This window comes from Pseudomonas mucidolens (assembly GCF_900106045.1).
GTDB lineage: Bacteria > Pseudomonadota > Gammaproteobacteria > Pseudomonadales > Pseudomonadaceae > Aquipseudomonas > Aquipseudomonas mucidolens.
In genome coordinates this window covers 122,387-148,497 of the sequence record NZ_LT629802.1, presented here as the reverse complement: position 1 = coordinate 148,497, position 26,111 = coordinate 122,387, and the positions used below count along the sequence as shown (strand labels likewise).

Here is a 26,111-nt window from a genome sequence, read left to right as displayed (position 1 = left end):
TATGCTGAGTAAAAAGATCCGTAATTTCCTGATATTCGGGACTATCGCCGCACTGTTCCTGGCGGTGGGCTACTGGAATATCAGCCCGGAGCGCTTCCTCGACCAGCCTGTGGCGCAAGTCGACGGCGGCGCCATCGACTATTACGCCACCAACGCCTACAGCGTGCAGTTCCTGCCCGATGGCAAGGTGCAATACGAGATGACTTCGGACAAGGTCGAACACTTGAAGGCCACGCAGATCACACTGTTGACCAACCCGGACCTGAATCTTTATCGCGGTACCGAGTACCCTTGGCACGTCACCAGCAAGCGTGGCGAAGTCAATCCAGACGGTACCGAAGTGGAGTTGATCGACTCCGTGCGGATCGCGCGCACCGATGCCGAGAATCGCCAGACGGTGATCACCAGCAGTCGCATGACCGTATTCCCTCAGAAGCAATATGCGCAGACCGAGCAAGACGTTAGAATCGACGGCGCTGGCGGTGTATCGACTGGCAAGGGAATGAAAGCGTATTTGAAAGAAAGCAGGATACACCTGCTATCGAACGTAAGAGGACAGTATGAGGCTCGTTAAAACCCTCCCTATTTTGCTCGGTCTGGGCGCAGCACTGGGAAGCGTGAGCGCCTGGGCTCTGCCGGACGATAGCCAGCAGCCGATCCACATCTCGGCTGACGATGCGCAACTGGATGACAAGCGAGGCATCGCGACCTACACCGGTGGCGTTATCATCACCCAGGGCTCGATGAAGATCACCGGCAGCAAGGTGACATTGACCCGCACCGCGGCGGGCGATATCGACGTCGTAACCTCGGTGGGCAACCTGGCTTATTTCGAGCAGCAGCAAGCCGCCTCCGATCCAGGCCCGATGAAAGGCTATGGCCGGACCATTCAGTATCATGCGCAGCAAAACCGCATCGTCCTGATTGACCAGGCCAAGGTCATCAGCACCGATGGCAACTCCACGGAAGGTGAAAAGATCACCTATGACACCGTGAAGCAGATCGCCAACGCCGGTCGCGCCAACGGCAGCAACGTCACCACGCCACGTCCACGCATCGACATGGTTATCCAGCCGAAGAAGAAGGCCGAGTAATGGCAACCCTGAAAGCCCAGCATCTGGCCAAGGCCTATAAAAGCCGTCAGGTCGTGCGCGACGTCAGCCTGTCGATCGACAGTGGCCAGATCGTCGGCCTGCTTGGCCCCAACGGTGCCGGCAAGACCACCTGTTTCTACATGATTGTCGGCCTGGTCCAGGCGGATCAGGGCCGCGTACTGATCGACGACCTGGATGTCAGCCACCAGCCCATGCACGGCCGTGCCCGGGCCGGTATCGGCTATCTTCCGCAGGAAGCGTCGATCTTCCGCAAACTGTCGGTGTCCGACAACATCATGGCGATCCTCGAGACCCGCAAGGAACTGGATCGTGACGGCCGTCGCCAGGAACTGGAAAGCCTGCTGCAGGAATTCCACATCAACCACATTCGCGACAACCTCGGCATGAGCCTTTCCGGTGGCGAGCGGCGCCGCGTGGAAATTGCCCGCGCATTGGCCACTGCACCAAAGTTCATCCTACTGGATGAACCCTTCGCCGGTGTCGACCCGATCTCGGTGGGCGATATCAAGCAGATCATCCATCACCTCAAGGCCAAGGGAATCGGTGTTTTGATCACCGACCACAACGTACGTGAGACGCTCGATATCTGCGAAACCGCTTATATCGTGAATGATGGCCAACTGATCGCCGAAGGTGACGCCGCGACTATTCTGGCCAACGACTTGGTCAAGGAAGTCTACCTGGGTCACGAGTTCCGCCTGTAAACACCTTGGTGTCATGGCGCAGCGCCGCGGAGCGCGCGAGTCAATAAAAACCTTATTATTTTTATTGTTACCGCGCTCTAGGCAAAGCAACCGACATCAGGCATATAATTTGCTTATGTTTGGCGCTCACGCGCCCTGTCGTGGATGGCGCACTGCGCCGGCGAATAAGGTGTTAAGCCCCTGCCATGAAACCATCGCTAGTCCTGAGAATGGGCCAGCAGCTGACGATGACACCGCAGCTGCAACAGGCCATCCGCCTGCTCCAATTGTCGACCCTGGACCTGCAACAGGAAATCCAGGAGGCCCTGGAGTCCAATCCGATGCTCGAACGCCAGGAAGAAGGCGACGACTTCGATAACGCAGACCCGCTGGCCGATAACGTCGAGCAAAAACCCAACGCTGACGTGCAGGAACCGTCCTATCAGGAAACCGCCCCGACGGTGGATAACCTTGAGGAGGGCGAATGGAACGAGCGCATTCCCAATGATCTGCCCGTGGACACTGCCTGGGAAGACGTCTACCAGACCAGCGCCAGCAGCCTGCCCAGCAACGACGATGACGAGTGGGACTTCACCACCCGCACCTCCGTCGGCGAGAGCCTGCAGAGCCACTTGCTGTGGCAACTGAACCTGGCACCGATGTCCGACACCGATCGCCTGATCGCCGTGACCCTGATCGATTGCATCAATAACCAGGGCTACCTTGACGAGACCCTCGAGGAGATTCTCGAAGCTTTCGACCCGGAACTGGACATCGAGCTGGACGAAATCGAAGCCGTCCTGCACCGCATCCAGCAATTTGAACCGGCCGGCATCGGCGCCCGCGACCTCAGCGAATGCCTGTTGCTGCAACTGCGCCAACTGCCCGCCAAGACGCCGTGGCTCACCGAGGCACAGCGCCTGGTCACTGATTACATCGACTTGCTGGGCGGCCGCGACTACAGCCAACTGATGCGCCGCATGAAGCTCAAGGAAGATGACCTGCGCCAGATCATCGAGCTGGTGCAAAGCCTCAACCCGCGCCCTGGTTCGCAGATCGAGTCCAGCGAGGCGGAATATGTGGTGCCCGACGTGATCGTGCGCAAGGACAACGAACGCTGGCTGGTGGAGCTTAACCAGGAGTCAGTGCCGCGCCTGCGGGTGAATCCGCAATACGCCGGTTTCGTTCGCCGGGCGGACACCAGCGCCGACAACACCTTCATGCGCAATCAATTGCAAGAAGCCCGCTGGTTCATCAAGAGCCTGCAAAGCCGCAACGAGACGCTGATGAAAGTCGCCACACAGATCGTCGAGCACCAGCGCGGCTTCCTGGAGTACGGCGACGAAGCGATGAAACCGCTGGTGCTGCATGACATTGCCGAAGCGGTAGGCATGCACGAATCGACCATTTCCCGCGTGACCACCCAAAAATTCATGCATACCCCACGGGGTATTTATGAGTTGAAATACTTTTTTTCCAGCCACGTCAGCACCTCCGAAGGCGGCGAATGCTCGTCCACGGCGATCCGCGCAATCATCAAAAAACTGGTTGCCGCGGAAAATCAGAAAAAGCCGTTGAGTGACAGCAAGATCGCTGGTTTACTGGAGGCACAAGGCATTCAGGTCGCCCGCCGAACCGTCGCCAAATACCGCGAATCCCTTGGGATTGCGCCTTCCAGCGAGCGTAAGCGGTTGATGTGACGGGCGGGGCACAGCGTTCCAGTGGCAGGCATTTGCCTGCCGCTTTATGCACTGGCAACGAAGGAGAAGCTGTATGCAAGTCAACATCAGTGGACACCATGTAGAAGTCACCCCTCCATTGCGCGATTACGTCGAGCAGAAGCTGAAGCGGCTTGAGGGTCATTTCGACAAGATTACCAATGTGCAAGTCATCATGAAGGTCGATAAACTCCAACAGAAAATCGAGGCGACCCTCCAGATTCCCGGTGGCGAAGTAGTCGCCAATGCCGAGCATGAAGACATGTATGCATCAATCGATGCCTTGACTGACAAGCTTGACCGCCAACTTAAAAAGCATAAGGAAAAGCAGCAGAGCCTCCTTCAAGGTTCTGGCCGCTAACACTCCCCCCTAATGATCCGACTTGAAACCATCCTGACCCCCGGCCGTTCCCTCGTGAACGTGTCGGGTGGCAGTAAAAAGAAAGCCCTCGAACAAATTGCCAACCTGATCAGCCGCGAAGTGCCTGAACTGGAGATGCAAGATGTTTTCGAGGCCCTGATCGCCCGTGAAAAACTTGGTTCCACCGGTTTTGGCAACGGCATCGCCATCCCTCACTGCCGACTGAAAAGCTGCGAGCTGCCAGTCAGCGCCCTGCTGCACCTGGACGCTCCAATCGACTTCGACGCCATTGATGGCGCCCCGGTAGACCTGCTGTTCGTGTTGCTGGTCCCGGAAGCGGCCACCGATGCGCACCTGGAACTGCTCCGGCAGATCGCCAGCATGCTCGACCGCAAGGATGTACGCGACAAATTGCGCAGTGCCAAGACCAATGAGGCGCTGTATCAGGTTGTCCTGGATGAACAAAACGGGCAGTAATCATGCGTTTGATCATCGTCAGCGGGCGTTCCGGCTCGGGTAAAAGCACTGCTCTCAACGTCCTTGAGGACAACGGTTTTTACTGCATTGACAACCTGCCCGCCGGCTTGCTGCCTGAGCTCGCCGAGCGGGCGCTGATCCACACCGAACTGGCGCAACCGCTGGTCGCCGTATCGATCGACGCCCGCAACCTGCCGAGTCACTTGTCACGCTTCCCGGAACTGCTTGAAGAGGTACGCGGCAAGCACATTCATTGCGATGTGCTGTACCTGGACGCGGACGAAGAAACCCTGCTCAAGCGTTTCTCGGAAACCCGTCGTCGTCACCCCTTGAGCAGTGCAAATCGCTCGCTGGCCGAAGCCATCGAAGACGAAACCAACCTGCTGGGGCCAATCATTGACTTGGCCGACCTCAAGATCAATACCACCAGCCTGAACCTTTATCAGCTGCGTGATGCCATCAAACTGCGCCTGCTGAACCAGCCGGAACCGGGCACCGCCTTTCTGGTTGAGTCGTTTGGCTTCAAGCGAGGCATGCCCGTCGATGCCGACCTGGTATTCGACGTGCGCTGCTTGCCCAACCCCTACTGGAAACCGGAACTGCGCGAGCAGTCCGGCCTTGACCAGCCGGTGGCCGAGTACCTGGCCGCACAACCGGATGTCGAAGAGATGTTCCAGGACATTTCCAGTTACCTGCTTAAATGGTTGCCACGCTTTGCCGCCAGCAATCGGGCCTATGTCACTATCGCCATTGGCTGCACCGGTGGGCACCACCGCTCCGTCTACCTGACCGAACGCCTGGGTCAAGTCCTGCAAAAAAACCTCAAGAATGTCCAGGTCCGCCACCGCGACCTCAGCTGAAAGGAACACACCCGCGATGCCCGCTCTGGAAATTGAAATCATCAACAAACTGGGCTTGCATGCTCGTGCGTCGGCCAAGTTTGTCGGGGTAGCGGGTCAGTTTCCTTGCCAGATTCGTGCGGGAAGAACCCAGGAAAGCATGGTCGACGGCAAGAGCATCATGGCGATGATGATGCTCGCCGCGGGCAAGGGCACCAAAATTCACCTGAAGACCGAAGGCGAACGGGAAGAAGAAGCCATGACGGCCCTGGTGGATTTGATCAACGGCTACTTCGGCGAGGGTGAGTAAACCCACCCCAATGCAGCGGTTTCACCCCAACGCGGTATCCATTGTCATCATCAGACAGAACCCGATACACAACCCCAGGCTCGCAAGCTTGTCATGGCCATTGCGCCGTGATTCGGGGATGACTTCATGCGTGACCACCAAGAGCATCGCCCCGGCCGCCAGCGCGAGGCCCAGCGGCAATAACATTTGCGCAAGGCTCACCAGCCAGGCACAGAGGATGGCAAAGACCGGCTCCACCAACCCGGATGCCGCACCGATCAGAAACGCCTTGAACCGCGACATCCCCGCCCCTGCCAGCACCAGTGCGATCACCAAGCCTTCCGGCACGTCCTGCAACGCAATCCCCATGGCCAGACTGTCCGCATCGGGCATACCGCCGCCTGCCGACACGCCCACAGCCATGCCTTCAGGAATGTTATGCGCGATGATCGCAAACACAAACAACCAAATGCGCGGTGGAACCACCGGGTTTTCGGGGGTGCCCACCAGCGTATCCGGACTGGCACCAGACACCTTGCGATCCACCAAAAACAACCCGAACGCTCCCAGCATGATGCCGAAGCTGATCAGACCACTGGAGGCCCAGGGCGTCAGCCCCAGTTTTTCGGCGGCGGCAATCCCTGGCACGATCAGTGAAAACGCGGTTGCCGCCAGCATCACGCCAGCACCGAAGCCAAGCAACGTATCACTCACCGCCAACGGCATTCGGCGGATCACCAATACGGGCACCGCGCCGAGCGCGGTGCCCAAGGCACACAGGGCGCCGCCCTGCAGGGCACGCAGCATGCGCGGCTCCAGATCCAACCAGGCCAGCCCTTGAGCCACCAGCAATGCGGTGCCTGCCAATAGCAGCAGCGTGCCAAGCGTATTCCGAAACATTCGCACGCGGCCGTCGGCCAGTATTTCAGTGCCCATAGTCGACCTTAGGTCTGGTTCCAAGAGAGCTTTAAGCGAGGGCCGCCTGATAGCGTTCGGCGACTTCCGGCCAGTTGATGACGCTATAGAACGCGTTGATGTACTCGGGGCGACGGTTTTGATAACGCAGGTAGTAAGCATGCTCCCAGACGTCCAGACCGAGGATCGGTGTATTCCCGTTCATCAATGGGCTGTCCTGGTTGCCGCTGCTTTCAACGACCAAGGTCTTTTGCGGGGTGACGCTCAACCAGGCCCAGCCACTGCCGAAACGGGTCAGCGCGGCCTTGGTGAAGGCCTCCTTGAACGCCTCATAGCCCGCCAACTGTTCATCGATGGCCTTACCCAGCGCGCCGTCTGGCTTGCCGCCGCCGGTGGGCGACATCACTGACCAGAACAGCGAGTGATTGGCATGGCCACCACCTTGATTGATCACCGCCGCCCGCAATCGTTCCGGCAAATGCTGAACGCTGGAGACCAGTTTTTCCACCGGCCAGCTGGCAAACTCGGTGCCTTCGACGGCGGCGTTGAGGTTATTGATATAGGTCTGGTGGTGTTTAGTGTAGTGAATCTCCATGGTTTGCGCGTCGATATGCGGTTCCAGCGCATCGTAGGCATAGGGCAAGGCGGGCAAGGTGTAAGTCATCTCAATGTGCTCCATAGGTAGGGCTGCTGCGGGTCGGCGCATTCCTCTGCGCCGCGTGATTGCCCAGCAAGCGATAGGTGCGCGGGTATTCGCCGTGATCACTGATGAAGTTCAACAGTTCGACGTAGGTCTTGCTGCTCTGACGCAGCGCCGCCTCGCGCAATGCCGGCTTCAATCGGGCGTCCTGCATGGTCTGCAGCAAATGCTGATGAATGGCACAGAGGTATTCCGCACTTTCTTCCGGCTGATTCAGCCGCAGGTGCAGATCCGCCAGGTTATGGTGGGAAATGACGCAAGCCGCGACTGCTTCGTCGGCATCACCCCAACGCTCGAATAACACTTGGGCCAAGGCCAACGCTTGCAAGTAATGCTCGCGGGCATCCACCAGTTCGCCTCGTATAAAGCAGTGATTGGCCCTTTCGATCGTGCGTTTCCAGTGCTCCATGGTGAGCCTCCAAAGCAGGGTCGGTGATTACACGCCGCCGGCCGTCAGTTTTTCCGGATCCAGGAGTACTTCCAGTTGGCTGCGCGGGAGATCGGTGTGTTCAAGCGCGACATCAATTACCGGGCGCCCTTGCTGGTAGGCTTTCTTGGCAATTTCGGCGGCTTTTTGGTAACCGATGATCGGGTTGAGTGCGGTAACCAGGATCGGGTTACGCGACAGCGCTTCCTTGAGCTTGGGTTCGTTGACCTTGAAGCTCGCGATCGCCTTGTCGGCCAGCAGACGGCTGACGTTGGCCAGCAACTCCAGACTGCCCAGCAGATTCTGAGCAATGATCGGCAGCATCACATTCAATTCAAAATTACCCGACTGGCCGGCAACAGTGATCACCGTGTCATTGCCGATCACCTGCGCCGCGACCATGGCGGTAGCTTCGGGAATCACCGGATTGACCTTGCCCGGCATGATCGAGGAGCCGGGTTGCAGGCCTTCCAGCTCAATTTCACCAAGCCCGGCAAGCGGGCCCGAGTTCATCCAGCGCAGATCGTTGGCAATCTTCATCAACGATACGGCGGTGGCCTTGAGCTGGCCGGAGACGGCAACGGCAGTGTCCTGCGAACCAATCAAGGCAAACAGGTTCTTGCCCGGCGTGAATTGCACATGGGTCAAGTTGCTCAGTTGCTGGCTGAACCGCGCGGCGAACTCAGGGTGCGCGTTGATCCCGGTGCCCACCGCCGTACCGCCCTGTGCCAGGGCCTGCAAGCTCGGCAGCAAGTCCTGCAAATGACCGATATTGGCCTTGAGCTGCTGCGCCCAGCCGTTGAGCACCTGACTCATGCGTACGGGCATGGCATCCATCAGGTGGGTACGGCCAGTCTTGATGAACGGATGCACCTCCTGCGCCTTGCGCTCGATGACCTGCACCAGGTGCAACAATGCCGGCAGGGTTTGCTCGTGCAGCACCAGTGCCGCACTGACATGGATGGTCGTAGGAATGATGTCGTTGCTGCTCTGCCCACAGTTGACATGATCGTTGGGATTGATCGGTTCGCCCAGCAGGCGGCTGGCCAGCGTCGCAATCACTTCATTGGCGTTCATGTTGGAACTGGTACCGGAGCCAGTCTGGAAGATATCCACCGGGAAGTGCTGCATGAAATTACCTTCCAGCAGCCCCTGGGCGGCATCGACAATGGCTTTGCCCTGCGCTTCGCCAATCTGCTTGAGGTCGACGTTGGCCTTGGCTGCCGCGGTTTTTGCGAGGATCAGGGCACGGATGAATTGCGCCGGCATACGTTGATGACTGATGGGAAAGTTGTTCACCGCGCGTTGCGTTTGAGCGCCATACAGCGCGTCAGCGGGTACTTGCAGTTCGCCCATGCTGTCGCGTTCGATACGGTTAATCATCAGAAGATCCTTGCACCAGGTCAGAGTGGGAAATCGTGGGCAGCAACTCACACCTCGCAAGCTGCCAGGCAAAGGTCTGCCAGCGCTTGAGGCGGCAGGCACAGCGAGAGAGCGCTTCCAGGTCGCGCAGCGGGCGCCAGGCCTGATCCAGGCACAGGGAGCGCCAGTGCCAGGGCAACGCCACATCCGTCGCGGTGTCGAGCAGCAAACGAAACGAAGTCTCGGCGATGGTCCAGGGATGGGTCGCCGTGCAGCAGGCCAAATAACGACCTTCGCTCAAATAGTGTTCGATCAGGCGCGGTTCGTCAGGATCGAGTCCACAGCGAATCTGGCGACTCATCCAGCGCCAGCTTTCCAGGTAGGGATCCTCGTGCAGGACAGAACTCATGATCCGCGCTCATTCAATAATGATATTCATTATTAAATGATATTGAGAATCAAAACAAGCTTAGCGTCTGCGCGCTTGTCTGTCCTACGGAATTTCCAGCAAAAAAAAGCGCGCCACCCAACTGGGTGGCGCGCTTGTATCTATCGCATCGAGGTTCAGCTGCCGGCGACGGTCATTCGCTCGATCAATACTGAGCCGGTGCGGATATTGCTGCGCAGCTCGAGGTCGTTGCCGACCGCAATGATCTGCTTGAACATGTCGCGCATATTCCCGGCGATGGTCACTTCCTGGACAGCGAACTGGATTTCGCCATTTTCAACCCAGAAACCGGCCGCGCCACGGGAATAATCGCCCGTCACCATATTCAGGCCGTGTCCCATCAATTCGGTCACCAACAAGCCGCGCCCCATGCGTCGCAGCAGCGCTGCCTGATCTTCCTCACCATGGGTCACGAACAGGTTGTGCACGCCACCCGCGTTGGCGGTGCTCGGTAAACCAAGCTTGCGTCCGGCGTAGGTGCCCAGCACGTAGGACACCAACTCACCGTTCTCGACGAACGGCTTGGCGTAGGTCGCCAGGCCATCACCGTCAAATGCCGAGCTGCCCATGGCACGCATCAAGTGCGGACGCTCATCAATGGTCAGCCACTCGGGAAACAGCCTTTCACCCAGCGCGCCTTCAAGGAAAGACGACTTGCGATAAAGATTGCCCCCGGAGATCGCTCCCAGAAAACTGCCGAACAAGCCGCCGGCCAATTCAGCCGAAAATAGCACCGGTACCTCACACGTCGGCACCGGACGCGCGCCCAGGCGACTGGCTGTACGTTGTGCCGCACGCTGGCCAATGCTCACAGGATCAGCCAGCAATTCACCCTGGCGGCTGACGTCATACCAGTAATCACGCTGCATCTGGCCATCGGCTTCGGCAATCATTACGCAGCTCAAGCTATGGCGCGTCGACGCGTAGCCGCCGATAAACCCATGACTGTTGCCATACACCCGGCAGCCTTGATGGGTGCTCAGTGTCGTGCCGTCGGCATTCTTGATCCGGCTATCGGTATCGAACGCAGCCGCTTCACAGGTCAGCGCCTGCTCAATCGCCTGCTCCGGAGTGATGTCCCAAGCGTGAAACAGATCGAAGTCTTTCAAATCGCGCGCCATCAAGGCAGCGTCCGCCAAGCCTGATGCAGCGTCTTCAGAGGTGTGCTTGGCAATCGCCAAGGCCGCCGCGACGGTTTCGCGAATCGCTTCCGGACCGCTGGCCGACGTGCTGGCAGAACCCTTGCGCTGCCCCGCATACAGGGTGATACCGAACCCCTGGTCACGATTGAACTCAACGGTTTCCACTTCCCGCTGGCGGACCGACGTCGACAACCCTTGCTCAAGGGACACCGCCACTTCACAGGCACTGGCGCCCTGGCGCTTGGCCTCGGCCAGGATCTGCTCGACTTGTTCCTGCAGTGCCGGTAATGCTTGCGGACCGACGCTTTGGGTTGCACTCATGGTTTTCTCCACTCAAATTCTGCTTTCGGTTAAGGCCTTCGAGCGACCGGGCCGGACAAGCGGCCCCCGACTGGTTATCATGGCGGCGTTTCTTTGCGGACTGCCACCATGGTTGATTCTTACGACGACTCCCTCGATGGGGAGAAAAGCAAATCCCAGGTCAAACGAGAGCTGCATGCTCTGGCTGACCTCGGCGAGCGCCTTACAACACTCAAGCCTGACTTGTGTGCAAAACTGCCATTGACCGACGCCTTGCGCCGGGCTCTGGACGATGCCCCCCAAGCACACCGCGAATATCGCGCGTAAACGGCACCTGCAATTTATCGGCAAGCTGATGCGCGACCAGGACACTGACGCCATTTTGACCTTGCTCGACCAACTGGATGCCTCCACTCGCCAGTACAACGAACGCTTCCACAACCTGGAGCGTTGGCGTGACCGCCTGATCTCGGGTGATGACGCGGTACTGGAGAAATTCGTCGTGGACTACCCGGATACCGATCGCCAGCAACTGCGCTCGATGATCCGTCAGGCCCAGCACGAACTGGCGCAAAACAAGGCGCCGGCCTCCAGCCGTAAAATATTCAAGTACATCCGTGAGCTGGACGAGACTCAACGCGGCCTGCGCTGATGCTCTTCCCCGGGTGGCGATCTTCGCCACCCGAAGCTCCCTGCCCTACGACCCCGTGCCACCCACGGTGATCGCATCAATCTTCAGCGTTGGCTGGCCGACACCCACCGGCACCGACTGTCCATCTTTGCCGCACGTGCCCACGCCACTGTCCAACGACAGGTCGTTACCGACCATCGACACCTTGCTCATGGCTTCCGGACCATTGCCAATCAGCGTTGCCCCCTTGACCGGCGCCGTGATCTTGCCGTCCTCGATCAAATACGCCTCGCTGGTGGAGAACACGAACTTGCCGCTGGTGATGTCCACCTGGCCGCCGCCGAGGTTGGCGCAGTAGATGCCACGCTTCACCGAGGCGATGATTTCCGCCGGATCGCTTTCACCACCGAGCATGTAGGTGTTGGTCATGCGCGGCATCGGCAGATGCGCGTAGGACTCACGACGGCCATTGCCGGTGCGCGCCACGCCCATCAGGCGGGCGTTGAGTTTGTCTTGCATGTAACCCTTGAGTACACCGTTTTCAATCAAGGTGGTGCATTCGGTCGGCGTGCCTTCATCGTCCACACTCAAGGAGCCTCGACGACCGGCCAGGGTGCCGTCATCGACGATGGTGCAGAGCTTGGACGCAACGCTTTCACCCATGCGACCGCTGTAGGCCGAACTGCCTTTGCGGTTGAAGTCACCTTCCAGGCCATGACCCACCGCTTCGTGGAGCAGGACGCCGGACCAGCCGGACCCCAACACCACCGGCAACGTCCCCGCCGGCGCGGGAATCGCTTCCAAGTTGACCAACGCCTGACGCAGCGCTTCACGGGCATAACCCATGGCGCGGTCGTCGGTGAGGAAATAACGATAATCCGTGCGCCCGCCGCCGCCATGCCCGCCACGCTCGCGTCGTCCGTTCTGCTCGACGATCACGCTGACGTTGAAGCGCACCAGCGGCCGCACATCCGCCGCCAGGCCACCATCGGTCGACGCCACCAGGATGCGCTCCCAGACGCCAGCCATGCTCACGCTCACTTGCTGAATACGCGGGTCCAGGGCGCGGGTCGCGGCATCCACACGTTTGAGCAACTCGACCTTTTCCGCACGGCTGATCACCTCCAGCGGGTTGTCGGCGCCGTACAACTGCGTCACATCCTGGGTACTGAATGCCTGCACGGTACCGTTCTGCCCGGCGCGGGAGATCGACCGCGCAGCGCGAGCAGCCAGCCCCAGGGCTTCAAGGGTAATAGCGTTGCTGTAGGCAAATCCGGTCTTCTCGCCCGATTGCGCACGCACGCCCACCCCTTGGTCGAGGTTGAAGCTGCCTTCCTTGACGATCCCGTCTTCCAGGGACCAGGACTCGGAAATCTGCCCCTGGAAATACAGGTCTGCCGCATCGATACCGGGGCCAGCCAGGTCACCCAGCACGGTTTGCAGGTTTTCGATGGTCACGCCACCGGGCGCCAGGAGGTGTTCACTGACTGAGGACAACAACTCGCTCATAGGTTTGGCCTTAAATTCATCGTTCTGAAGCAGGCCGCTGTGCGCCCTGCGAGAAAAAGCGCCGGTGGTCTGCCACCGGCATGCGCGCCCGTATCGACGCCTGTTCATTGCTATCGCGTTCGGCCAACAACACCGCTTCGCCCTGATCCTGTTGCGACAGCACGCGTCCCCAAGGGTCGATGATCGCGCCATGTCCGTAGGTTTCCCGTGGCCCTGGGTGGACACCACCTTGAGCGGCCGCCAGCACGTAACACTGAGTCTCGATGGCGCGGGCCCGAATCAGCACATCCCAATGCGCCGCTCCCGTTACCGCGGTAAACGCCGACGGCGCGCTAATCAATTCAGCACCCGCGGCACGCAATTCGCCGTACAGCTCCGGGAAGCGCAGGTCGTAGCAGACCGTCAGGCCCAGCCGCCCTACCGGCGTGTCCGCCACCACCACGCGAGCGCCGTAAGCATAGTCGTCGGATTCACGGTAACGACCTCGCGCATCCGCCACGTCGACATCGAACAAGTGCAGTTTGTCATAACGGGCGACCGTCTGGCCTTGCGCGTCGATCAACAACGAGCAGGCGTTGGGCTTGGCGTGCGGCTGATCCAATGGTGGCAGCGGCAACGTGCCGGCCACTATCCATAAGTTGAGGTCGCGAGCGGTCTGTTTCAACCACGGCAGGACAGGGCCTTCGCCCAAGGCTTCGGCACGCCCGATATCGGCCACATCGCGACGGCCCATCGCGGCAAAGTTCTCCGGCAACACCGCCAGTCGCGCCCCACCCGCTGCCGCGTGTTCCAGCAGCCGCCGGGCCTGAGCCAGGTTGGCCGGCACATCGCTCTGGCTGACCATCTGAATAACTGCAAAGGTCATGGATCAGCACTCCATAGAAGGCATGAGGCCATGCTACTCCACAGGCGCTCAGCGTGGTTTTTCAAATGGCTTGTCGAACGTGATTTTCGGGTCTTTCCATGGACCTTCCACCTTGTACTGGACGCTGGCGAAACGCGAAACCCGATCACCGATCAGCTTATCGATCAGGAACAACGCACCACCAATGGCGGGCGCGCCGACGATCAGCGCGGCAATCGGCAAGTTATTCGTGACTGGCAACGTCACCAGCAATTTGGCATCGACGCGATCAGCCACCATATCCAGGGTGCCGTTAAGCTCCAGATTGCTCGAGGGTCCAGTCAGCGTGATGGGTTCACGGGTCACAAACACACCGTCACTCGCGGCCAGTAGTCCTTTGACCCGGTCGTAACTCAAGCCTTTACCCAACAGGTCGGAGAAGTCCAGGCGCAAGCGCCGGCCGATCGAATTGAAGTTCAGCAAGCCAAACACTCGCAACGCCTGGGCACCGCCCTCCACTTCGACGAACTGACCTTTGTGGAAACTCGCATCCAGACTCCCGGAGAAACGCTTTGGCCCCACCCAGGCAGGCGATCCCGGCCAACGCCCGTCGACGTCCAGATGGAAACTCTCACTGGTCACGGTAGGCGCAAAGCCCCAGCCCTTGAGCACATCGGCGATGTTCTTGCCGTTCAGGCGTCCCTTGTACCAACTGCTGCTGGCGCCCGGCGCACCTTCCCAGCCTCCGGCGCCTTTAAGCTGCATGCCCTTGAGACCCAGGTCGAGATTATTGAACGCCAGTCCTTTAGCGGTGGGTCGAACCTTGAGTGACCAGGCCCCGATCAAGTCAGGTCCCTGGAACAACTGATCAACCGCGATATCCAGTGCCGGAATGCCCTTGGGATCAATGTCCGCCAACGGATCTGGCGCATTTTCATCGGTCTGTACGGTGGGATCGACCGCCGGCAGCTTCACGTACTGCAAATCGACCGCAATCGGCGCGCCCTTGGCATCCGGCAGCCCGACGGTGCCCTTGGCTTGCTGACTGTCGACTCGCAGGCCCCAGGCGGCGGGTTTACGCGCAAGATGCAGACTGACCTGGTCTAGCTCGGTGCCAAATCCTGTCAACTTGCCGACCTTGAAATCAGCGCCGCTGAGCAGTTGCTTGGCGTCACCGCCCGGGTCGTTGCCGGCATAGCGATCCACCAACTTCTTCCACGGATCGATGTCCAGCTCGGACAAAACACCCCGGATGCGCAGTCCCTTGCCGCCAGGCAGCAAGGCATCGCCATCACCGAGGAACAACTCACCACGCCCCTGGGTAAAATTATCCGCAGGCGCCGCGAAGGTAAAGTTCGCCAGTTCGCCATAATCGAACCAGTAACGCCGTTCTGCGCCTTGCAGGGTCATGCGAAATACGCTGTCGCGACCTTGATTGGCGGCCATGCCGAAAGGCGCCGGCAAGTCCACCGCCACCCCCTTGAGACTGGAACTGACCATCAATTGACTGTCGGCGCCGTCCAGGTTGAGTTGCAGTTGATACGGAATATCGCCGGAGACCGGCAGCGGCTGGCTGACCTTCAGCCAATCGGTGAGGCGCTTGACCGTCACCTGGCCCTTGGCGGCGACCCGGGTGCTGATATTGCCGGGTTTGCCATCGGCGAAAATCTGCGCCGTAATCGGACGATCAAACGCTTGGGCGCTGATGTTCTTGCCGCTCAAGCCCTTGGCACTGTCGAAGCGGAACTCACCCTTGAGCTGACTCAGGTCCAGCGTCGGCTCGGCCAGTTGCAGTCGCGCCTTGTCGGTCTTGAAGTCGACCACGATCTTTGGGTCGGCGCCCTTTTCCAATGGCACATCCAGATTGAGGGAGCCTTGCAGCTTGCCCTCGCCTTTCCAACCGGCAAAGGTCGAAGCCGTGCCTATCGGGGCCTCCTGAAGGATTTTCAGGCCATCCCCCAGCCCACCGGAAAATCCACCGGTAAGCAATAAATGGCTGTCTTGGCCGGCGGGCGCGTGAGGAATATTGACGTAGATATCCTTGACCCGAGTGTCGAGCAATTGGCCTTTACTGGCCAGGATGCGCACGCCGGTCTCTTCGACGAACACTTCGCCGTCGACCTTGCTGACATGCGGCCAGCCTGGCTGGAACGCCAGTTCGGCATCATGCACCTTGAAGAACAGACTGATATTGCGCGCGGCCGTCACCGCGTCATGGTTCAGCGAACCCTGATACTGGAAGAAACCTTCGTCGACCGCACCTTTCAGAATCGCAGTGCGCAGCCACTCATCCAGCGCCGGGCTCAACACCGCCGGCAGGTATTTGGAGGTGAAACGTCCGTCGCCATCGACCATGCCGACCCGCAGGTCCATATAGTCTTCCTGGCGATGATCGAAATGCAGGCGAATCAGGAAGTCAGCGGCAATCTTGCCCTCCTCTCCCAGCACCTTGATGTACGGCGCAATCAGTGTGAAACCTTGCTTGTCGAGCTTCCAGGTCAAGCGGGCGTTGGCCTGGATGTATTGCCACGGTTTGGCGAATATCGGAAACAGATGCAAGGAAAAATCCTTGCTGTCCATGCGCAACTCGCCCTGGCCCAGATCGCCACTGATGCTGCCGCTGACGTTGCGGGCGGCGGGCGCGCCGAAATAAGCATCAAACCCCACTCGCTCGAGGTTGGCGGCAAAGCTGACCCGCTGGTCGCCGGTGTCCTGAGGACGGTAATCGACCACCACGTTGCGCAGCATGCCGCTGGCCTTGAGGTGTTCGACCGCCGTCGCCGCAGCGTCCGGCAAGGGCGCCAGAGCGTTGAGCAACGGGGTAATCGGGGTCAGATCCAGACGATCAGCCTGCAAGCGCCAGGTTTCCTGCGCCGTATCCGTGGCCAGGGTTTGCTGCAACTGCAGGCGCGTCTCCCAACGAGTTTCGCCCAGGTTCATCGCCAGCGAATTGAACAGCACCTTGAGCCCACCTTCGCTGCGCTGCAGGTAAGCGGTCAGGGCCAGGTTCTCGATATGCGCGGGTTTACGCTGAGCATAACGGCCCTTCAGTTGCGCCGCGTTGAGGCGCACAGCGGCGCTTTGTACGGTGCCTTGCCCCCAGGTCAGCCAGAACTCGCCGCCGGCTTGCAGTTCCGTTAACTTCCACTGCCGGGTCAGTTTCGCCGGAATCCATTTCGCCCAGTTACTCTGGGGCATACTCAGGTAAGCCTGGATTTCAGCGTCCTTCCATTGGCTGGCGCGAATCCGGCTGCGTACATTGAGGGCCAAAGGCTGACCGTCGGGTAAGGTCATGCGCGCATCGAGGCGCTGTCGCGCAGCACCGGTTTTCAGGCTCAGACCCACATAAGTCAGGGTCAATGAAGGCTGTTCGAACGCCAGCAAGGTCACTTGGCTGTCGAGCACCGAAACCTGCGCAACCTGCTGCATCCGCTGGAGCAATTGCTCGGGGTCCAGAGGCTGCTCGTCCTGGATTGGCAAACCTTGCAAGGCCCAATGGCCGTCCTGGTCTTCCTTGACGCTGACCTGCAGGCCGCTGACCTGCAGATGCGCGATACGCACATCCCACGCCAGCAGGCTGGCCCACAGATCCGGCACCACTTGCACCTGGTCCAGCCGCAGCGCGCTGCTGCCCTCGCCGACCATCACGTCATGGGCCAGCAACAGCGGGGTAAAACCGCTCCAGCGCCCTTCCAGGCTGCCGATGTTCACCGGCATACCGACCGCGGCCTGCGCCTTGCTCTCGATGTCCGCGCGGTATTCAGCCACCAGTGGTGTCAGCTCACGGCCCAGGCTGACATAGACCGCCGCCAATACCAGCAGCAGCGCACAGAGGCCAAGGCCCCAACGGGTCAGTGCGGCAAAAAAGCGTAGCAGACGCTCCATGTCAGGCGACCCTCAAAGTAATAGGCGGACGGCAGATCAAGGTCTGCCGGTCTCGTTGAAAAGGACGGATGCGGATCAGAGCAGCACCACGTCGTATTGTTCCTGGGAATACATGGTTTCGACCTGAAAGCGAATGGTTCGGCCAATAAAAACTTCCAGCTCCGCGACGTTGCCCGACTCCTCATCGAGCAATCGATCAACCACCTTCTGGTTAGCCAGAACTCTATAGCCCTCGGCCTGATAGGCGCGCGCCTCGCGCAAGATTTCCCGGAAAATCTCGTAGCAAACCGTTTCCGGGGTTTTCAACTTGCCGCGCCCCTGGCAACTGCTGCAGGGTTCACACAGCACTTGCTCCAGGCTTTCGCGCGTGCGCTTGCGGGTCATCTGCACCAGGCCCAACTCGGTGATGCCAATGATGTTGGTCTTGGCGTGATCACGCTCCAGTTGTTTCTCGAGCGTGCGCAGTACCTGCCGCTGGTGATCTTCATCTTCCATGTCGATGAAGTCGATGATGATGATTCCACCCAGATTGCGCAGGCGCAGTTGGCGGGCGATGGCCGTGGCGGCCTCGAGGTTGGTCTTGAAGATGGTTTCTTCAAGGTTGCGATGACCGACGAAAGCGCCGGTATTCACATCGATAGTGCTCATGGCTTCGGCCGGGTCCACCACCAGGTAACCACCGGACTTGAGCGGCACCTTGCGTTCCAGGGCTTTCTGGATCTCATCCTCGACACCATACAGATCAAAGATGGGTCGCTCGCCTGGATAGTGCTCGAGGCGGTCAGCAATTTCCGGCATCAGCTCAGCAACAAATTGCGTCGTGCGCTGGAAGGTTTCCCGCGAGTCGATGCGAATTTTCTCGATCTTGGGGCTGACCAGGTCCCGCAGGGTACGCAGGGCCAGCCCCAGGTCTTCATAAATGACACTCGGCGCGCCGACGGTCTTGATCTGGGCGCCGATCTGGTCCCAAAGGCGACGCAGGTAGCGAATGTCCATCAGGATTTCATCGGCGCCGGCGCCCTCCGCGGCCGTGCGCAGGATAAAGCCACCGGCCTCTTTGATGCCTTCTGCCGCCACGCAGTCGCTGACCACCTTTTTCAGGCGCTCACGCTCGGCTTCATCTTCGATTTTCAATGAAATGCCGACATGGGCGGTGCGCGGCATGTACACCAGGTAGCGCGAGGGAATCGAGAGTTGCGTGGTCAACCGCGCGCCTTTGGAACCGATCGGGTCCTTGGTGACTTGCACCACCAGGCTCTGCCCTTCGTGGACCAGGGCGCTGATGCTCTCGACCGCCGAGCCTTCACGCAGGGATATTTCTGAAGCATGGATAAACGCCGCGCGGTCCAGGCCGATATCGACAAAGGCCGCCTGCATCCCCGGCAGCACCCGTACGACCTTGCCTTTGTAAATATTGCCGACGATCCCACGCTTCTGGGTGCGCTCGACATGCACTTCCTGCAAAACACCGTTTTCTACCACCGCCACGCGCGATTCCATCGGCGTGATATTGATCAGAATCTCTTCACTCATGGCTGGGTCTCGTTCAGGCGTTTTCACAATAGTGGCCGATCGCTTGGGTGTAGCGCTGAAATACGGCGTTTAGCGCATGGAAAGGTGTTGCCAACAGGGTATGCCGAAATCGGCCAGCAGTTCTGCTGTTTCGCAAATCGGCAGACCGACCACGGCAGAGTAACTACCGTTGAGCCCAGTGACGAACACCGCCGCCAAGCCCTGGATAGCATAGCTTCCGGCCTTGTCCTGAGGCTCCCCACTGTGCCAATACGTGGTGGCTTCCTGCGCCGAAATCGAGCGAAAGCGCACGCGACTGCTGACCAGGCGCGTCACGCATCGCTGGTCATTCAGCACGGCAATCGCCGTCAGGACTTCATGTTCACGATCAGAAAGAGCCAGCAACATGGCGTGGGCGTCGGCTTGATCCAGAGGTTTGCCGAGGATCTGCCCGTCGAGGATGACCGCGGTATCAGCGCCCAGCACACAAACACCGGAAATCTCGGCAAGCGCTGCCAGGCCCGCCTTCGCCTTGCCGCAAGCGAGGCGTTCGACGTAGCAAGCAGGCGATTCGCCTATCAGCGGTGTCTCATCGATCGAGGCGCTGACCACGCTGAAAGGGACACCGATCTGTGTCAGCAGCTCCCGCCGTCGAGGTGAGCCAGAAGCCAAATAAAGCGAACTCATTGCAGACTCTCCCTGTGGGGTTCGATAACCAGGCAGAGCCTCGCAATCCACTCAGTTTATTTTATAGCGACGGCACAGACCACGCAGACCAAAGCTGATCCAGGGCCACAGCAGCGCACTGACCAAGGCGGGCAAGACCAGCGCCAGCGTCGGTTGACGGTTGCCGGTCAACGCGCTTAGCCACAGTTGCACCAGTTGGGCCAGACCGAAGATGACCAGGATCACCAGCGACTGTTGCCACATCGGGAACATGCGCAAACGTTGCTGCAACGACAGCACCAGAAAAGTAATCAGGGTCAGGATCAACGCATTCTGCCCCAGCAGCGTGCCATACAGCACGTCCTCCGCCAGCCCGAGGCACATGGCGGTAACCATGCCGACCTTGTGAGGCAACGCCAGGGACCAGAACGCCAACAGCAAGGCGAGCCACAGCGGACGCAGGATTTCCATGAATTGCGGCAGCGGCGAGACGCTGAGCAGCAGGCCGATGACGAAGGTCAGCCAGACAATCCAGCCATTGCGCGAATGAGTACCGGCCATTATTCCTCCCTCTGCCGAGTGGTTGCCGGTGCGGGCGCGGCAGGTCGAGTGGCGGCGGGCGCGGCGGCGGGCGTAGCCGTTGCGGGGCTGGCCGGGGGCGCGTTGCGGACTGCAGGTCCGGCCGGCGCGGTGCCCGGGGCCGCGGGCGTGGCGGGTGTCACAGGAGTCGCCGCAGGCGCCGTCGGTGCAACCGAGTCAGAGCCAGTGGTCGGGACAGCGGGCGCAATGCCGTTCTGTCGGTCTTCCGCTTCCTGGGCTACGGCCGCTTCATTGGCGCGCTCTTCGGGGGTGCGGCTGTCGCTGAACACCAGCAGCAGATAACGGCTGCGATTCAACGCGGCGGTGGGTACGGCGCGCACAATCGCAAACGGCTGGCCGGAATCGTGGATCACTTCCCTGACCGTCGCCACCGGGTAGCCCGCCGGAAAGCGTTGGCCGAGGCCGGAGCTGACCAGCAGGTCGCCTTCCTTGATGTCGGCAGTATCCGCCACGTGACGCAACTCCAGGCGCTCAGGATTACCGGTGCCGCTGGCAATCGCGCGCAGGCCGTTGCGATTGACCTGTACCGGAATGCTGTGGGTGGTATCGGTGAGTAACAGGACGCGGGAGGTGTAAGGCATCAGCTCCACCACCTGGCCCATCAGGCCGCGGGCATCGAGCACCGGCTGGCCGAGGACCACACCGTCGCGCTCACCCTTGTTGATGATGATGCGATGGGTAAAGGGGTTGGGGTCCATGCCGATCAACTCGGCCACTTCGACCTTCTCGTTGACCAGTGCCGACGAGTTGAGCAGCTCGCGCAGGCGTACGTTCTGCTCGGTCAGGGCCGCCAGCTTTTGCATGCGTCCCTGCAACAGCAGGTTTTCAGTCTTGAGTTTTTCGTTCTCGGCAACCAATTCGGTACGGCTGCCAAACTGGCTGGCCACGCCTTGCCATAGCCGCTGCGGCAGATCGGTGATCCAGTAGGACTCCATCAGCACCAGCGACATCTGACTACGCACTGGCTTGAGCAGCGTGAAGCGGGCATCGACCACCATCAGCGCGACCGATAGCACGACCAGCACCAACAGGCGCACGCCCAGCGAAGGACCCTTGGTGAAAAGCGGTTTAATAGGCCGCTCCTCCCAGGCAATTGTTCATGTTATTCATACGGCATCAAATCGGCCTGGATGCAGATTGAAGAAGATAAACGCCAACAGGCAGCACTGCAAAGTGCTGCCTGCGAGCGAAGCATGGGCCAAACCAGGGAATCTTATTCGCTGGAGAGCAGATCCATGGTGTGTTTATCCATCATTTCCAGTGCACGACCACCGCCACGGGCCACACAGGTCAGCGGGTCTTCGGCGACGATCACCGGCAGACCGGTTTCCTGGGCCAGCAACTTGTCCAGGTCACGCAGCAAGGCGCCACCACCGGTCAGTACCAGGCCACGCTCGGCGATATCGGAAGCCAGTTCCGGCGGCGATTGCTCAAGGGCGCTTTTCACTGCCTGAACGATGGTGGCCAGAGACTCTTGCAGAGCTTCCAGCACTTCATTGGAGTTCAGGGTGAAGGCACGTGGCACGCCTTCGGCCAGGTTACGACCGCGAACATCGACTTCGCGAACTTCGCCACCCGGGTAGGCGGTGCCGATTTCCTGCTTGATGCGCTCGGCGGTGGATTCGCCGATCAGGCTGCCGTAGTTACGACGCACGTAGGTGATGATCGCTTCGTCGAAACGGTCGCCGCCCACACGCACGGACTCGGCGTACACCACACCATTGAGGGAAATCAGCGCGATCTCGGTAGTACCGCCACCGATATCCACGACCATCGAGCCGCGTGCCTCTTCAACCGGCAGGCCGGCACCAATAGCGGCGGCCATTGGCTCTTCGATCAGGAACACTTCACGAGCACCGGCACCCAGCGCCGATTCACGGATGGCACGCCGCTCCACCTGGGTGGACTTGCACGGAACGCAGATCAGCACCCGAGGGCTAGGCTGCAGAAAACTGTTTTCGTGAACTTTGTTGATGAAGTACTGCAGCATCTTTTCGCAGACGCTGAAGTCGGCAATCACGCCGTCTTTCATCGGACGAATGGCAGCAATGTTGCCAGGTGTACGGCCGAGCATTCGCTTGGCCTCGGTGCCCACGGCAACGACACTTTTCTGATTACCATGGGTCCGAATAGCCACAACCGATGGCTCATTCAGGACGATACCGCGCTCGCGCACGTAAATAAGGGTGTTGGCAGTGCCCAGGTCAATGGAAAGATCGCTGGAAAACATGCCACGCAGTTTCTTGAACATGGGGAAAGGACCCTAGGCAACGCGTGGGTAAAAAAGTGCGGCAAACTCTAACAACGACAGGGATTTTGGGCAAGGCGCCAATATGTTAAATTGGCCGACTTTCTGTGCACCTAACCCCACAATCGCGGCCATATGACCGTAGAAATGCGGTAGTGTTCCGACAATCTAACACACGGACAGCCTCCGTTCTGTTTTCCACTGGAGAATCCCATGGCGCTTGAACGCTCCGACGTGGAAAAAATCGCTCATCTGGCCTCGCTTGGCCTCAATGATGCCGATCTTCCACAGACCACCGCAGCCCTGAACAGCATTCTCGGGCTGGTCGACCAAATGCAGGCCGTGAATACCGACGGCATCGAGCCCCTGGCTCACCCACTGGAAGCCAGCCAGCGCCTGCGCGCAGACGTCGTGACCGAACGCAATAATCGCGAGGCCTACCAGTCCATCGCGCCAGCGGTCGAAAACGGCCTGTACCTGGTTCCGAAAGTCATCGACTAAAGGGAAAGAGCCTGCAATGCATCAATTGACTCTGGCCGAGATCGCCCGCGGTCTCGCCGACAAAAAGTTTTCTTGCGAAGAACTGACCAAGACCCTGCTGGCGCGTATCGCCGAGCTGGACCCCAAGGTCAACAGCTTCATCAGCCTCACCGAAGAGCTGGCCCTGAGCCAGGCCAAGGCCGCCGACACCCGCCGCGCCAACGGTGAGAACGGCACGTTGCTGGGTGCGCCGATTGCCCACAAGGACCTGTTCTGCACCCAGGGCATTCGCACCAGCTGCGGCTCGAAGATGCTCGACAACTTCAAGGCGCCCTATGACGCCACGGTGGTCGCCAAGCTGGCTGCTGCTGGCGCGGTGACCCTGGGCAAGACCAACATGGACGAGTTCGCCATGGGGTCGGCCAACGAATCGAGCTACTACGGCGCGGTGAAAAACCCGTGGAACCTGGAGCACGTGCCGGGTGGTTCGTCCGGTGGTTCGGCGGCAGCCGTTGCTGCGCGCCTGCTGCCCGCTGCCACCGCCACCGATACTGGCGGCTCGATCCGCCAGCCCGCCGCGTTCACCAACCTCACCGGTTTGAAACCGACCTACGGTCGCGTCTCCCGCTGGGGCATGATTGCCTACGCATCCAGCCTCGACCAGGGCGGGCCGTTGGCACGCACAGCCGAAGACTGCGCAATATTGTTACAAGGCATGGCAGGCTTCGACGCGAAGGACTCCACCAGCATCGATGAGCCGGTGCCGGACTACAGCGCCAGCCTCAATACGTCGATCAAAGGCCTACGCATTGGCGTGCCAAAAGAGTATTTCAGCGCCGGCCTCGACCCGCGTATCGCCGAGCTGGTCCACAACAGTGTCAAGGAACTGGAAAAGCTCGGTGCGGTGATCAAGGAAATCAGTCTGCCGAACAATCAGCACGCGATTCCGGCCTATTACGTGATCGCCCCGGCGGAAGCCTCGTCCAACCTGTCACGGTTCGACGGCGTGCGCTTCGGCTATCGCTGCGAAGACCCGAAGGACCTTACCGACCTGTACAAGCGTTCCCGTGGCGAAGGTTTCGGCCCCGAAGTACAGCGCCGGATCATGGTCGGCGCCTACGCGCTATCGGCCGGTTATTACGACGCGTACTACCTCAAGGCGCAAAAAATCCGTCGCCTGGTGAAGAACGACTTCATGGCCGCGTTCAACGAAGTCGACGTCATAATCGGCCCGACCACGCCGAATCCGGCCTGGAAACTCGGGGCCAAGAATGGCGACCCGGTGGCTGCGTATCTGGAAGACCTCTACACCATCACCGCCAACCTCGCGGGCCTGCCGGGCTTGTCGATGCCGGCAGGCTTCGTCGATGGCATGCCGGTGGGCGTGCAATTGCTCGCCCCGTATTTCCAGGAAGGCCGCCTGCTCAATGTGGCGCACCAGTACCAGTTGAACACTGACTGGCACACTCGCACCCCTACCGGCTTCTGAGGAGAACACTATGCAATGGGAAGTTGTGATCGGGCTGGAGATTCATACCCAGCTCGCCACCCAATCGAAGATTTTCTCCGGTAGCGCCACCACCTTCGGCTCTGAACCGAACACCCAGGCCAGCCTGGTCGACCTGGGCATGCCCGGCGTACTGCCGGTGCTGAACGAGGAAGCGGTGCGTATGGCGGTGATGTTCGGCCTGGCGATTGACGCCGAGATCGGCCAGCACAACGTGTTCGCGCGCAAGAACTACTTCTACCCGGACCTGCCCAAGGGCTACCAGATCAGCCAGATGGAATTGCCGATTGTCGGCAAGGGCTACCTGGATATCCCGCTGGAAGACGGCACGATCAAACGTGTGGGCGTGACCCGTGCGCACCTGGAAGAAGATGCCGGCAAGAGCCTGCATGAAGAATTCAACGGTTCCACCGGCATCGACCTGAACCGCGCCGGCACGCCGCTGCTGGAGATCGTGTCCGAGCCGGATATGCGCAGTGCCAAGGAAGCCGTGGCCTACGTCAAGACCATCCACGCCCTGGTGCGTTACCTGGGTATCTGTGACGGCAACATGGCCGAAGGCTCCCTGCGTTGCGACTGCAACGTGTCGGTGCGGCCTAAAGGCCAGGTTGAGTACGGCACCCGCTGTGAGATCAAGAACGTCAACTCGTTCCGTTTCATCGAAAAGGCGATCAACACCGAAGTGCGTCGCCAGATCGAGCTGATCGAAGACGGCGGCAAGGTGATCCAGCAGACCCGCCTGTACGACCCGAACAAAGACGAAACCCGCGCCATGCGCAGCAAGGAGGAAGCCAACGACTACCGTTACTTCCCCGATCCGGACCTGTTGCCGGTGGTCATCGAGGATTCGTTCCTCAATGACGTGCGCGCCACCCTGCCGGAATTGCCACCGCAAAAACGCGAGCGTTTCCAGGCGCAGTTCGGTCTTTCGGTGTACGACGCCAGCGTCCTGGCGTCGAGCCGCGAGCAGGCCGACTACTTCGAAAAAGTCGTGAGCATCGCCGGCGACGCCAAACTCGCGGCCAACTGGGTCATGGTCGAACTGGGCAGCCTGTTGAACAAACAGGGCCTGGAAATCGACGAAGCCCCGGTCTCGGCCGAGCAGTTGGGCGGCATGTTGCTGCGGATCAAGGACAACACCATCTCCGGCAAGATCGCCAAGACCGTGTTTGAAGCCATGGCCAGCGGTGAAGGCAATGCCGACGAGATCATCGAGAAGCGTGGTCTCAAGCAAGTCACCGACAGCGGCGCGATCTCGGCCGTGCTCGATGAGATGCTCGCGGCGAATGCCGAACAGGTCGAACAATACCGTGCGGCAGATGAGGCCAAGCGCGGCAAGATGTTCGGTTTCTTCGTCGGCCAGGCGATGAAAGCCTCCAAAGGCAAGGCCAACCCGCAACAGGTCAACGAACTGCTGAAAAGCAAGCTCGAGGGCTGATAACAATGAATGGTC

General features: G+C 59.9%; 25 protein-coding genes and 1 pseudogene. 12 read left to right on the top strand and 14 right to left on the bottom strand.

Going from position 1 to position 26,111, the window contains the following annotated elements:
* The first annotated feature begins 1 nt into the window (after position 1).
* From lptC to BLU75_RS00675, 8 genes are all read left to right on the top strand, one after another.
* Positions 2-574 (top strand): LPS export ABC transporter periplasmic protein LptC, encoded by a 573-nt coding sequence (gene lptC, locus BLU75_RS00710; protein WP_084376297.1) that lies wholly within the window; start codon positions 2-4, stop codon positions 572-574.
* A complete protein-coding gene (gene lptA, locus BLU75_RS00705) occupies positions 561-1,094 on the top strand; it encodes a lipopolysaccharide transport periplasmic protein LptA (protein ID WP_084376298.1) in 534 nt (177 codons plus the stop codon). Before lptC ends, lptA begins: the two co-directional genes overlap by 14 nt.
* Positions 1,094-1,819: an LPS export ABC transporter ATP-binding protein gene (gene lptB / locus BLU75_RS00700; protein WP_084376299.1), complete on the top strand. Its 726-nt coding sequence runs from the start codon at positions 1,094-1,096 to the stop codon at positions 1,817-1,819. Before lptA ends, lptB begins: the two co-directional genes overlap by 1 nt.
* 185 nt (positions 1,820-2,004) lie before the next feature.
* On the top strand, positions 2,005-3,498 hold the full coding sequence (locus BLU75_RS00695) for an RNA polymerase factor sigma-54 (protein ID WP_084376300.1): 1,494 nt from the start codon (positions 2,005-2,007) through the stop codon (positions 3,496-3,498).
* A 73-nt stretch (positions 3,499-3,571) separates the two neighbouring features.
* The gene (gene hpf, locus BLU75_RS00690) at positions 3,572-3,877 is read left to right on the top strand and encodes a ribosome hibernation-promoting factor, HPF/YfiA family (protein ID WP_084376301.1); all 306 of its coding nucleotides are present in this window, start codon (positions 3,572-3,574) and stop codon (positions 3,875-3,877) included.
* Between the two features lie 12 nt (positions 3,878-3,889).
* A complete protein-coding gene (gene ptsN / locus BLU75_RS00685) occupies positions 3,890-4,354 on the top strand; it encodes a PTS IIA-like nitrogen regulatory protein PtsN (protein ID WP_084376302.1) in 465 nt (154 codons plus the stop codon).
* A gap of 2 nt (positions 4,355-4,356) precedes the next feature.
* Positions 4,357-5,214, top strand: a complete 858-nt coding sequence (gene rapZ, locus BLU75_RS00680; protein ID WP_084376303.1) for an RNase adapter RapZ — start codon at positions 4,357-4,359, stop codon at positions 5,212-5,214.
* A 16-nt stretch (positions 5,215-5,230) separates the two neighbouring features.
* The gene (locus BLU75_RS00675) at positions 5,231-5,503 is read left to right on the top strand and encodes an HPr family phosphocarrier protein (protein WP_084376304.1); all 273 of its coding nucleotides are present in this window, start codon (positions 5,231-5,233) and stop codon (positions 5,501-5,503) included.
* A 21-nt stretch (positions 5,504-5,524) separates the two neighbouring features.
* On the opposite strand, the gene BLU75_RS00670 is transcribed toward BLU75_RS00675, so the two are convergent.
* The 6 genes from BLU75_RS00670 to pmbA all read right to left on the bottom strand — a co-directional run bounded on the left by BLU75_RS00670 (position 5,525) and on the right by pmbA (position 10,797).
* Positions 5,525-6,418 carry a ZIP family metal transporter gene (locus tag BLU75_RS00670; RefSeq protein ID WP_084376305.1) on the bottom strand — a complete coding sequence of 298 codons (894 nt, stop codon included), beginning with the start codon at positions 6,416-6,418 and terminating at the stop codon, positions 5,525-5,527.
* 31 nt (positions 6,419-6,449) lie between these two features.
* Positions 6,450-7,061, bottom strand: coding sequence for a superoxide dismutase (locus BLU75_RS00665; protein WP_084376306.1), 612 nt, complete (start codon positions 7,059-7,061; stop codon positions 6,450-6,452).
* 1 nt (position 7,062) lies between these two features.
* Complete coding sequence (locus tag BLU75_RS00660) at positions 7,063-7,506, bottom strand: hypothetical protein (RefSeq protein WP_084376307.1); 444 nt, start codon at positions 7,504-7,506, stop codon at positions 7,063-7,065.
* Positions 7,507-7,533: 27 nt separating this feature from the next.
* Positions 7,534-8,910, bottom strand: a complete 1,377-nt coding sequence (locus tag BLU75_RS00655) for a class II fumarate hydratase (protein WP_090221605.1) — start codon at positions 8,908-8,910, stop codon at positions 7,534-7,536.
* Positions 8,900-9,295 carry a FagA protein gene (locus BLU75_RS00650; protein WP_084376309.1) on the bottom strand — a complete coding sequence of 132 codons (396 nt, stop codon included), beginning with the start codon at positions 9,293-9,295 and terminating at the stop codon, positions 8,900-8,902. The genes BLU75_RS00655 and BLU75_RS00650 overlap by 11 nt, the downstream gene beginning before the upstream one ends.
* A 155-nt stretch (positions 9,296-9,450) precedes the next feature.
* Positions 9,451-10,797, bottom strand: a complete 1,347-nt coding sequence (pmbA, locus tag BLU75_RS00645) for a metalloprotease PmbA (RefSeq protein WP_084376310.1) — start codon at positions 10,795-10,797, stop codon at positions 9,451-9,453.
* A 108-nt stretch (positions 10,798-10,905) separates the two neighbouring features.
* Here pmbA and yjgA point away from each other — a divergent pair.
* A pseudogene (gene yjgA / locus BLU75_RS00640) lies at positions 10,906-11,428 on the top strand (ribosome biogenesis factor YjgA).
* A gap of 45 nt (positions 11,429-11,473) precedes the next feature.
* Here yjgA and tldD read toward each other — a convergent pair.
* The 8 genes from tldD to mreB all read right to left on the bottom strand — a co-directional run bounded on the left by tldD (position 11,474) and on the right by mreB (position 22,674).
* Positions 11,474-12,916 carry a metalloprotease TldD gene (gene tldD, locus BLU75_RS00635; protein WP_084376311.1) on the bottom strand — a complete coding sequence of 481 codons (1,443 nt, stop codon included), beginning with the start codon at positions 12,914-12,916 and terminating at the stop codon, positions 11,474-11,476.
* Positions 12,917-12,932: 16 nt separating this feature from the next.
* On the bottom strand, positions 12,933-13,781 hold the full coding sequence (locus BLU75_RS00630) for a carbon-nitrogen hydrolase family protein (protein WP_084376312.1): 849 nt from the start codon (positions 13,779-13,781) through the stop codon (positions 12,933-12,935).
* Between the two features lie 48 nt (positions 13,782-13,829).
* Positions 13,830-17,645, bottom strand: coding sequence for a YhdP family protein (locus BLU75_RS00625; protein WP_084376313.1), 3,816 nt, complete (start codon positions 17,643-17,645; stop codon positions 13,830-13,832).
* Positions 17,646-17,720: 75 nt separating this feature from the next.
* Positions 17,721-19,178, bottom strand: coding sequence for a ribonuclease G (gene rng, locus BLU75_RS00620; RefSeq protein WP_084376314.1), 1,458 nt, complete (start codon positions 19,176-19,178; stop codon positions 17,721-17,723).
* A 69-nt stretch (positions 19,179-19,247) separates the two neighbouring features.
* Entirely contained in the window at positions 19,248-19,844 is a 597-nt protein-coding gene (locus tag BLU75_RS00615; protein WP_084376315.1) for a Maf family protein, read from the bottom strand.
* Positions 19,845-19,895: 51 nt separating this feature from the next.
* The gene (gene mreD, locus BLU75_RS00610) at positions 19,896-20,384 is read right to left on the bottom strand and encodes a rod shape-determining protein MreD (RefSeq protein WP_084376316.1); all 489 of its coding nucleotides are present in this window, start codon (positions 20,382-20,384) and stop codon (positions 19,896-19,898) included.
* The gene (gene mreC / locus BLU75_RS00605; RefSeq protein ID WP_231982698.1) at positions 20,384-21,466 is read right to left on the bottom strand and encodes a rod shape-determining protein MreC; all 1,083 of its coding nucleotides are present in this window, start codon (positions 21,464-21,466) and stop codon (positions 20,384-20,386) included. The genes mreD and mreC overlap by 1 nt, the downstream gene beginning before the upstream one ends.
* 170 nt (positions 21,467-21,636) lie before the next feature.
* Positions 21,637-22,674, bottom strand: a complete 1,038-nt coding sequence (gene mreB, locus BLU75_RS00600) for a rod shape-determining protein MreB (protein ID WP_002555108.1) — start codon at positions 22,672-22,674, stop codon at positions 21,637-21,639.
* 210 nt (positions 22,675-22,884) lie between these two features.
* Here mreB and gatC point away from each other — a divergent pair, with 210 nt between their 5' ends.
* From gatC to gatB, 3 genes are read left to right on the top strand one after another with little or no spacing between them, the layout of a single operon-like run.
* Positions 22,885-23,172, top strand: coding sequence for an Asp-tRNA(Asn)/Glu-tRNA(Gln) amidotransferase subunit GatC (gene gatC / locus BLU75_RS00595; protein ID WP_003188556.1), 288 nt, complete (start codon positions 22,885-22,887; stop codon positions 23,170-23,172).
* 16 nt (positions 23,173-23,188) lie between these two features.
* Positions 23,189-24,640 (top strand): Asp-tRNA(Asn)/Glu-tRNA(Gln) amidotransferase subunit GatA, encoded by a 1,452-nt coding sequence (gene gatA, locus BLU75_RS00590; protein WP_084376318.1) that lies wholly within the window; start codon positions 23,189-23,191, stop codon positions 24,638-24,640.
* Between the two features lie 10 nt (positions 24,641-24,650).
* On the top strand, positions 24,651-26,096 hold the full coding sequence (gene gatB, locus BLU75_RS00585) for an Asp-tRNA(Asn)/Glu-tRNA(Gln) amidotransferase subunit GatB (RefSeq protein WP_084376319.1): 1,446 nt from the start codon (positions 24,651-24,653) through the stop codon (positions 26,094-26,096).
* Positions 26,097-26,111: the final 15 nt, after the last annotated feature.

Excerpts from the sequence above, each read along its gene's own strand:
- lptC (WP_084376297.1), top strand. The coding sequence starts at position 2 with ATGCTGAGTAAAAAGATCCGTAATTTCCTGATATTCGGGACTATCGCC.
- lptA (WP_084376298.1), top strand. The coding sequence starts at position 561 with ATGAGGCTCGTTAAAACCCTCCCTATTTTGCTCGGTCTGGGCGCAGCA.
- lptB (WP_084376299.1), top strand. The coding sequence starts at position 1,094 with ATGGCAACCCTGAAAGCCCAGCATCTGGCCAAGGCCTATAAAAGCCGT.
- BLU75_RS00695 (WP_084376300.1), top strand. The coding sequence starts at position 2,005 with ATGAAACCATCGCTAGTCCTGAGAATGGGCCAGCAGCTGACGATGACA.
- hpf (WP_084376301.1), top strand. The coding sequence starts at position 3,572 with ATGCAAGTCAACATCAGTGGACACCATGTAGAAGTCACCCCTCCATTG.
- ptsN (WP_084376302.1), top strand. The coding sequence starts at position 3,890 with ATGATCCGACTTGAAACCATCCTGACCCCCGGCCGTTCCCTCGTGAAC.
- rapZ (WP_084376303.1), top strand. The coding sequence starts at position 4,357 with ATGCGTTTGATCATCGTCAGCGGGCGTTCCGGCTCGGGTAAAAGCACT.
- BLU75_RS00675 (WP_084376304.1), top strand. The coding sequence starts at position 5,231 with ATGCCCGCTCTGGAAATTGAAATCATCAACAAACTGGGCTTGCATGCT.
- BLU75_RS00670 (WP_084376305.1), bottom strand. The coding sequence starts at position 6,418 with ATGGGCACTGAAATACTGGCCGACGGCCGCGTGCGAATGTTTCGGAAT.
- BLU75_RS00665 (WP_084376306.1), bottom strand. The coding sequence starts at position 7,061 with ATGACTTACACCTTGCCCGCCTTGCCCTATGCCTACGATGCGCTGGAA.
- BLU75_RS00660 (WP_084376307.1), bottom strand. The coding sequence starts at position 7,506 with ATGGAGCACTGGAAACGCACGATCGAAAGGGCCAATCACTGCTTTATA.
- BLU75_RS00650 (WP_084376309.1), bottom strand. The coding sequence starts at position 9,295 with ATGAGTTCTGTCCTGCACGAGGATCCCTACCTGGAAAGCTGGCGCTGG.
- pmbA (WP_084376310.1), bottom strand. The coding sequence starts at position 10,797 with ATGAGTGCAACCCAAAGCGTCGGTCCGCAAGCATTACCGGCACTGCAG.
- tldD (WP_084376311.1), bottom strand. The coding sequence starts at position 12,916 with ATGAGCGAGTTGTTGTCCTCAGTCAGTGAACACCTCCTGGCGCCCGGT.
- BLU75_RS00630 (WP_084376312.1), bottom strand. The coding sequence starts at position 13,781 with ATGACCTTTGCAGTTATTCAGATGGTCAGCCAGAGCGATGTGCCGGCC.
- BLU75_RS00625 (WP_084376313.1), bottom strand. The coding sequence starts at position 17,645 with ATGGAGCGTCTGCTACGCTTTTTTGCCGCACTGACCCGTTGGGGCCTT.
- rng (WP_084376314.1), bottom strand. The coding sequence starts at position 19,178 with ATGAGTGAAGAGATTCTGATCAATATCACGCCGATGGAATCGCGCGTG.
- BLU75_RS00615 (WP_084376315.1), bottom strand. The coding sequence starts at position 19,844 with ATGAGTTCGCTTTATTTGGCTTCTGGCTCACCTCGACGGCGGGAGCTG.
- mreD (WP_084376316.1), bottom strand. The coding sequence starts at position 20,384 with ATGGCCGGTACTCATTCGCGCAATGGCTGGATTGTCTGGCTGACCTTC.
- mreB (WP_002555108.1), bottom strand. The coding sequence starts at position 22,674 with ATGTTCAAGAAACTGCGTGGCATGTTTTCCAGCGATCTTTCCATTGAC.
- gatC (WP_003188556.1), top strand. The coding sequence starts at position 22,885 with ATGGCGCTTGAACGCTCCGACGTGGAAAAAATCGCTCATCTGGCCTCG.
- gatA (WP_084376318.1), top strand. The coding sequence starts at position 23,189 with ATGCATCAATTGACTCTGGCCGAGATCGCCCGCGGTCTCGCCGACAAA.
- gatB (WP_084376319.1), top strand. The coding sequence starts at position 24,651 with ATGCAATGGGAAGTTGTGATCGGGCTGGAGATTCATACCCAGCTCGCC.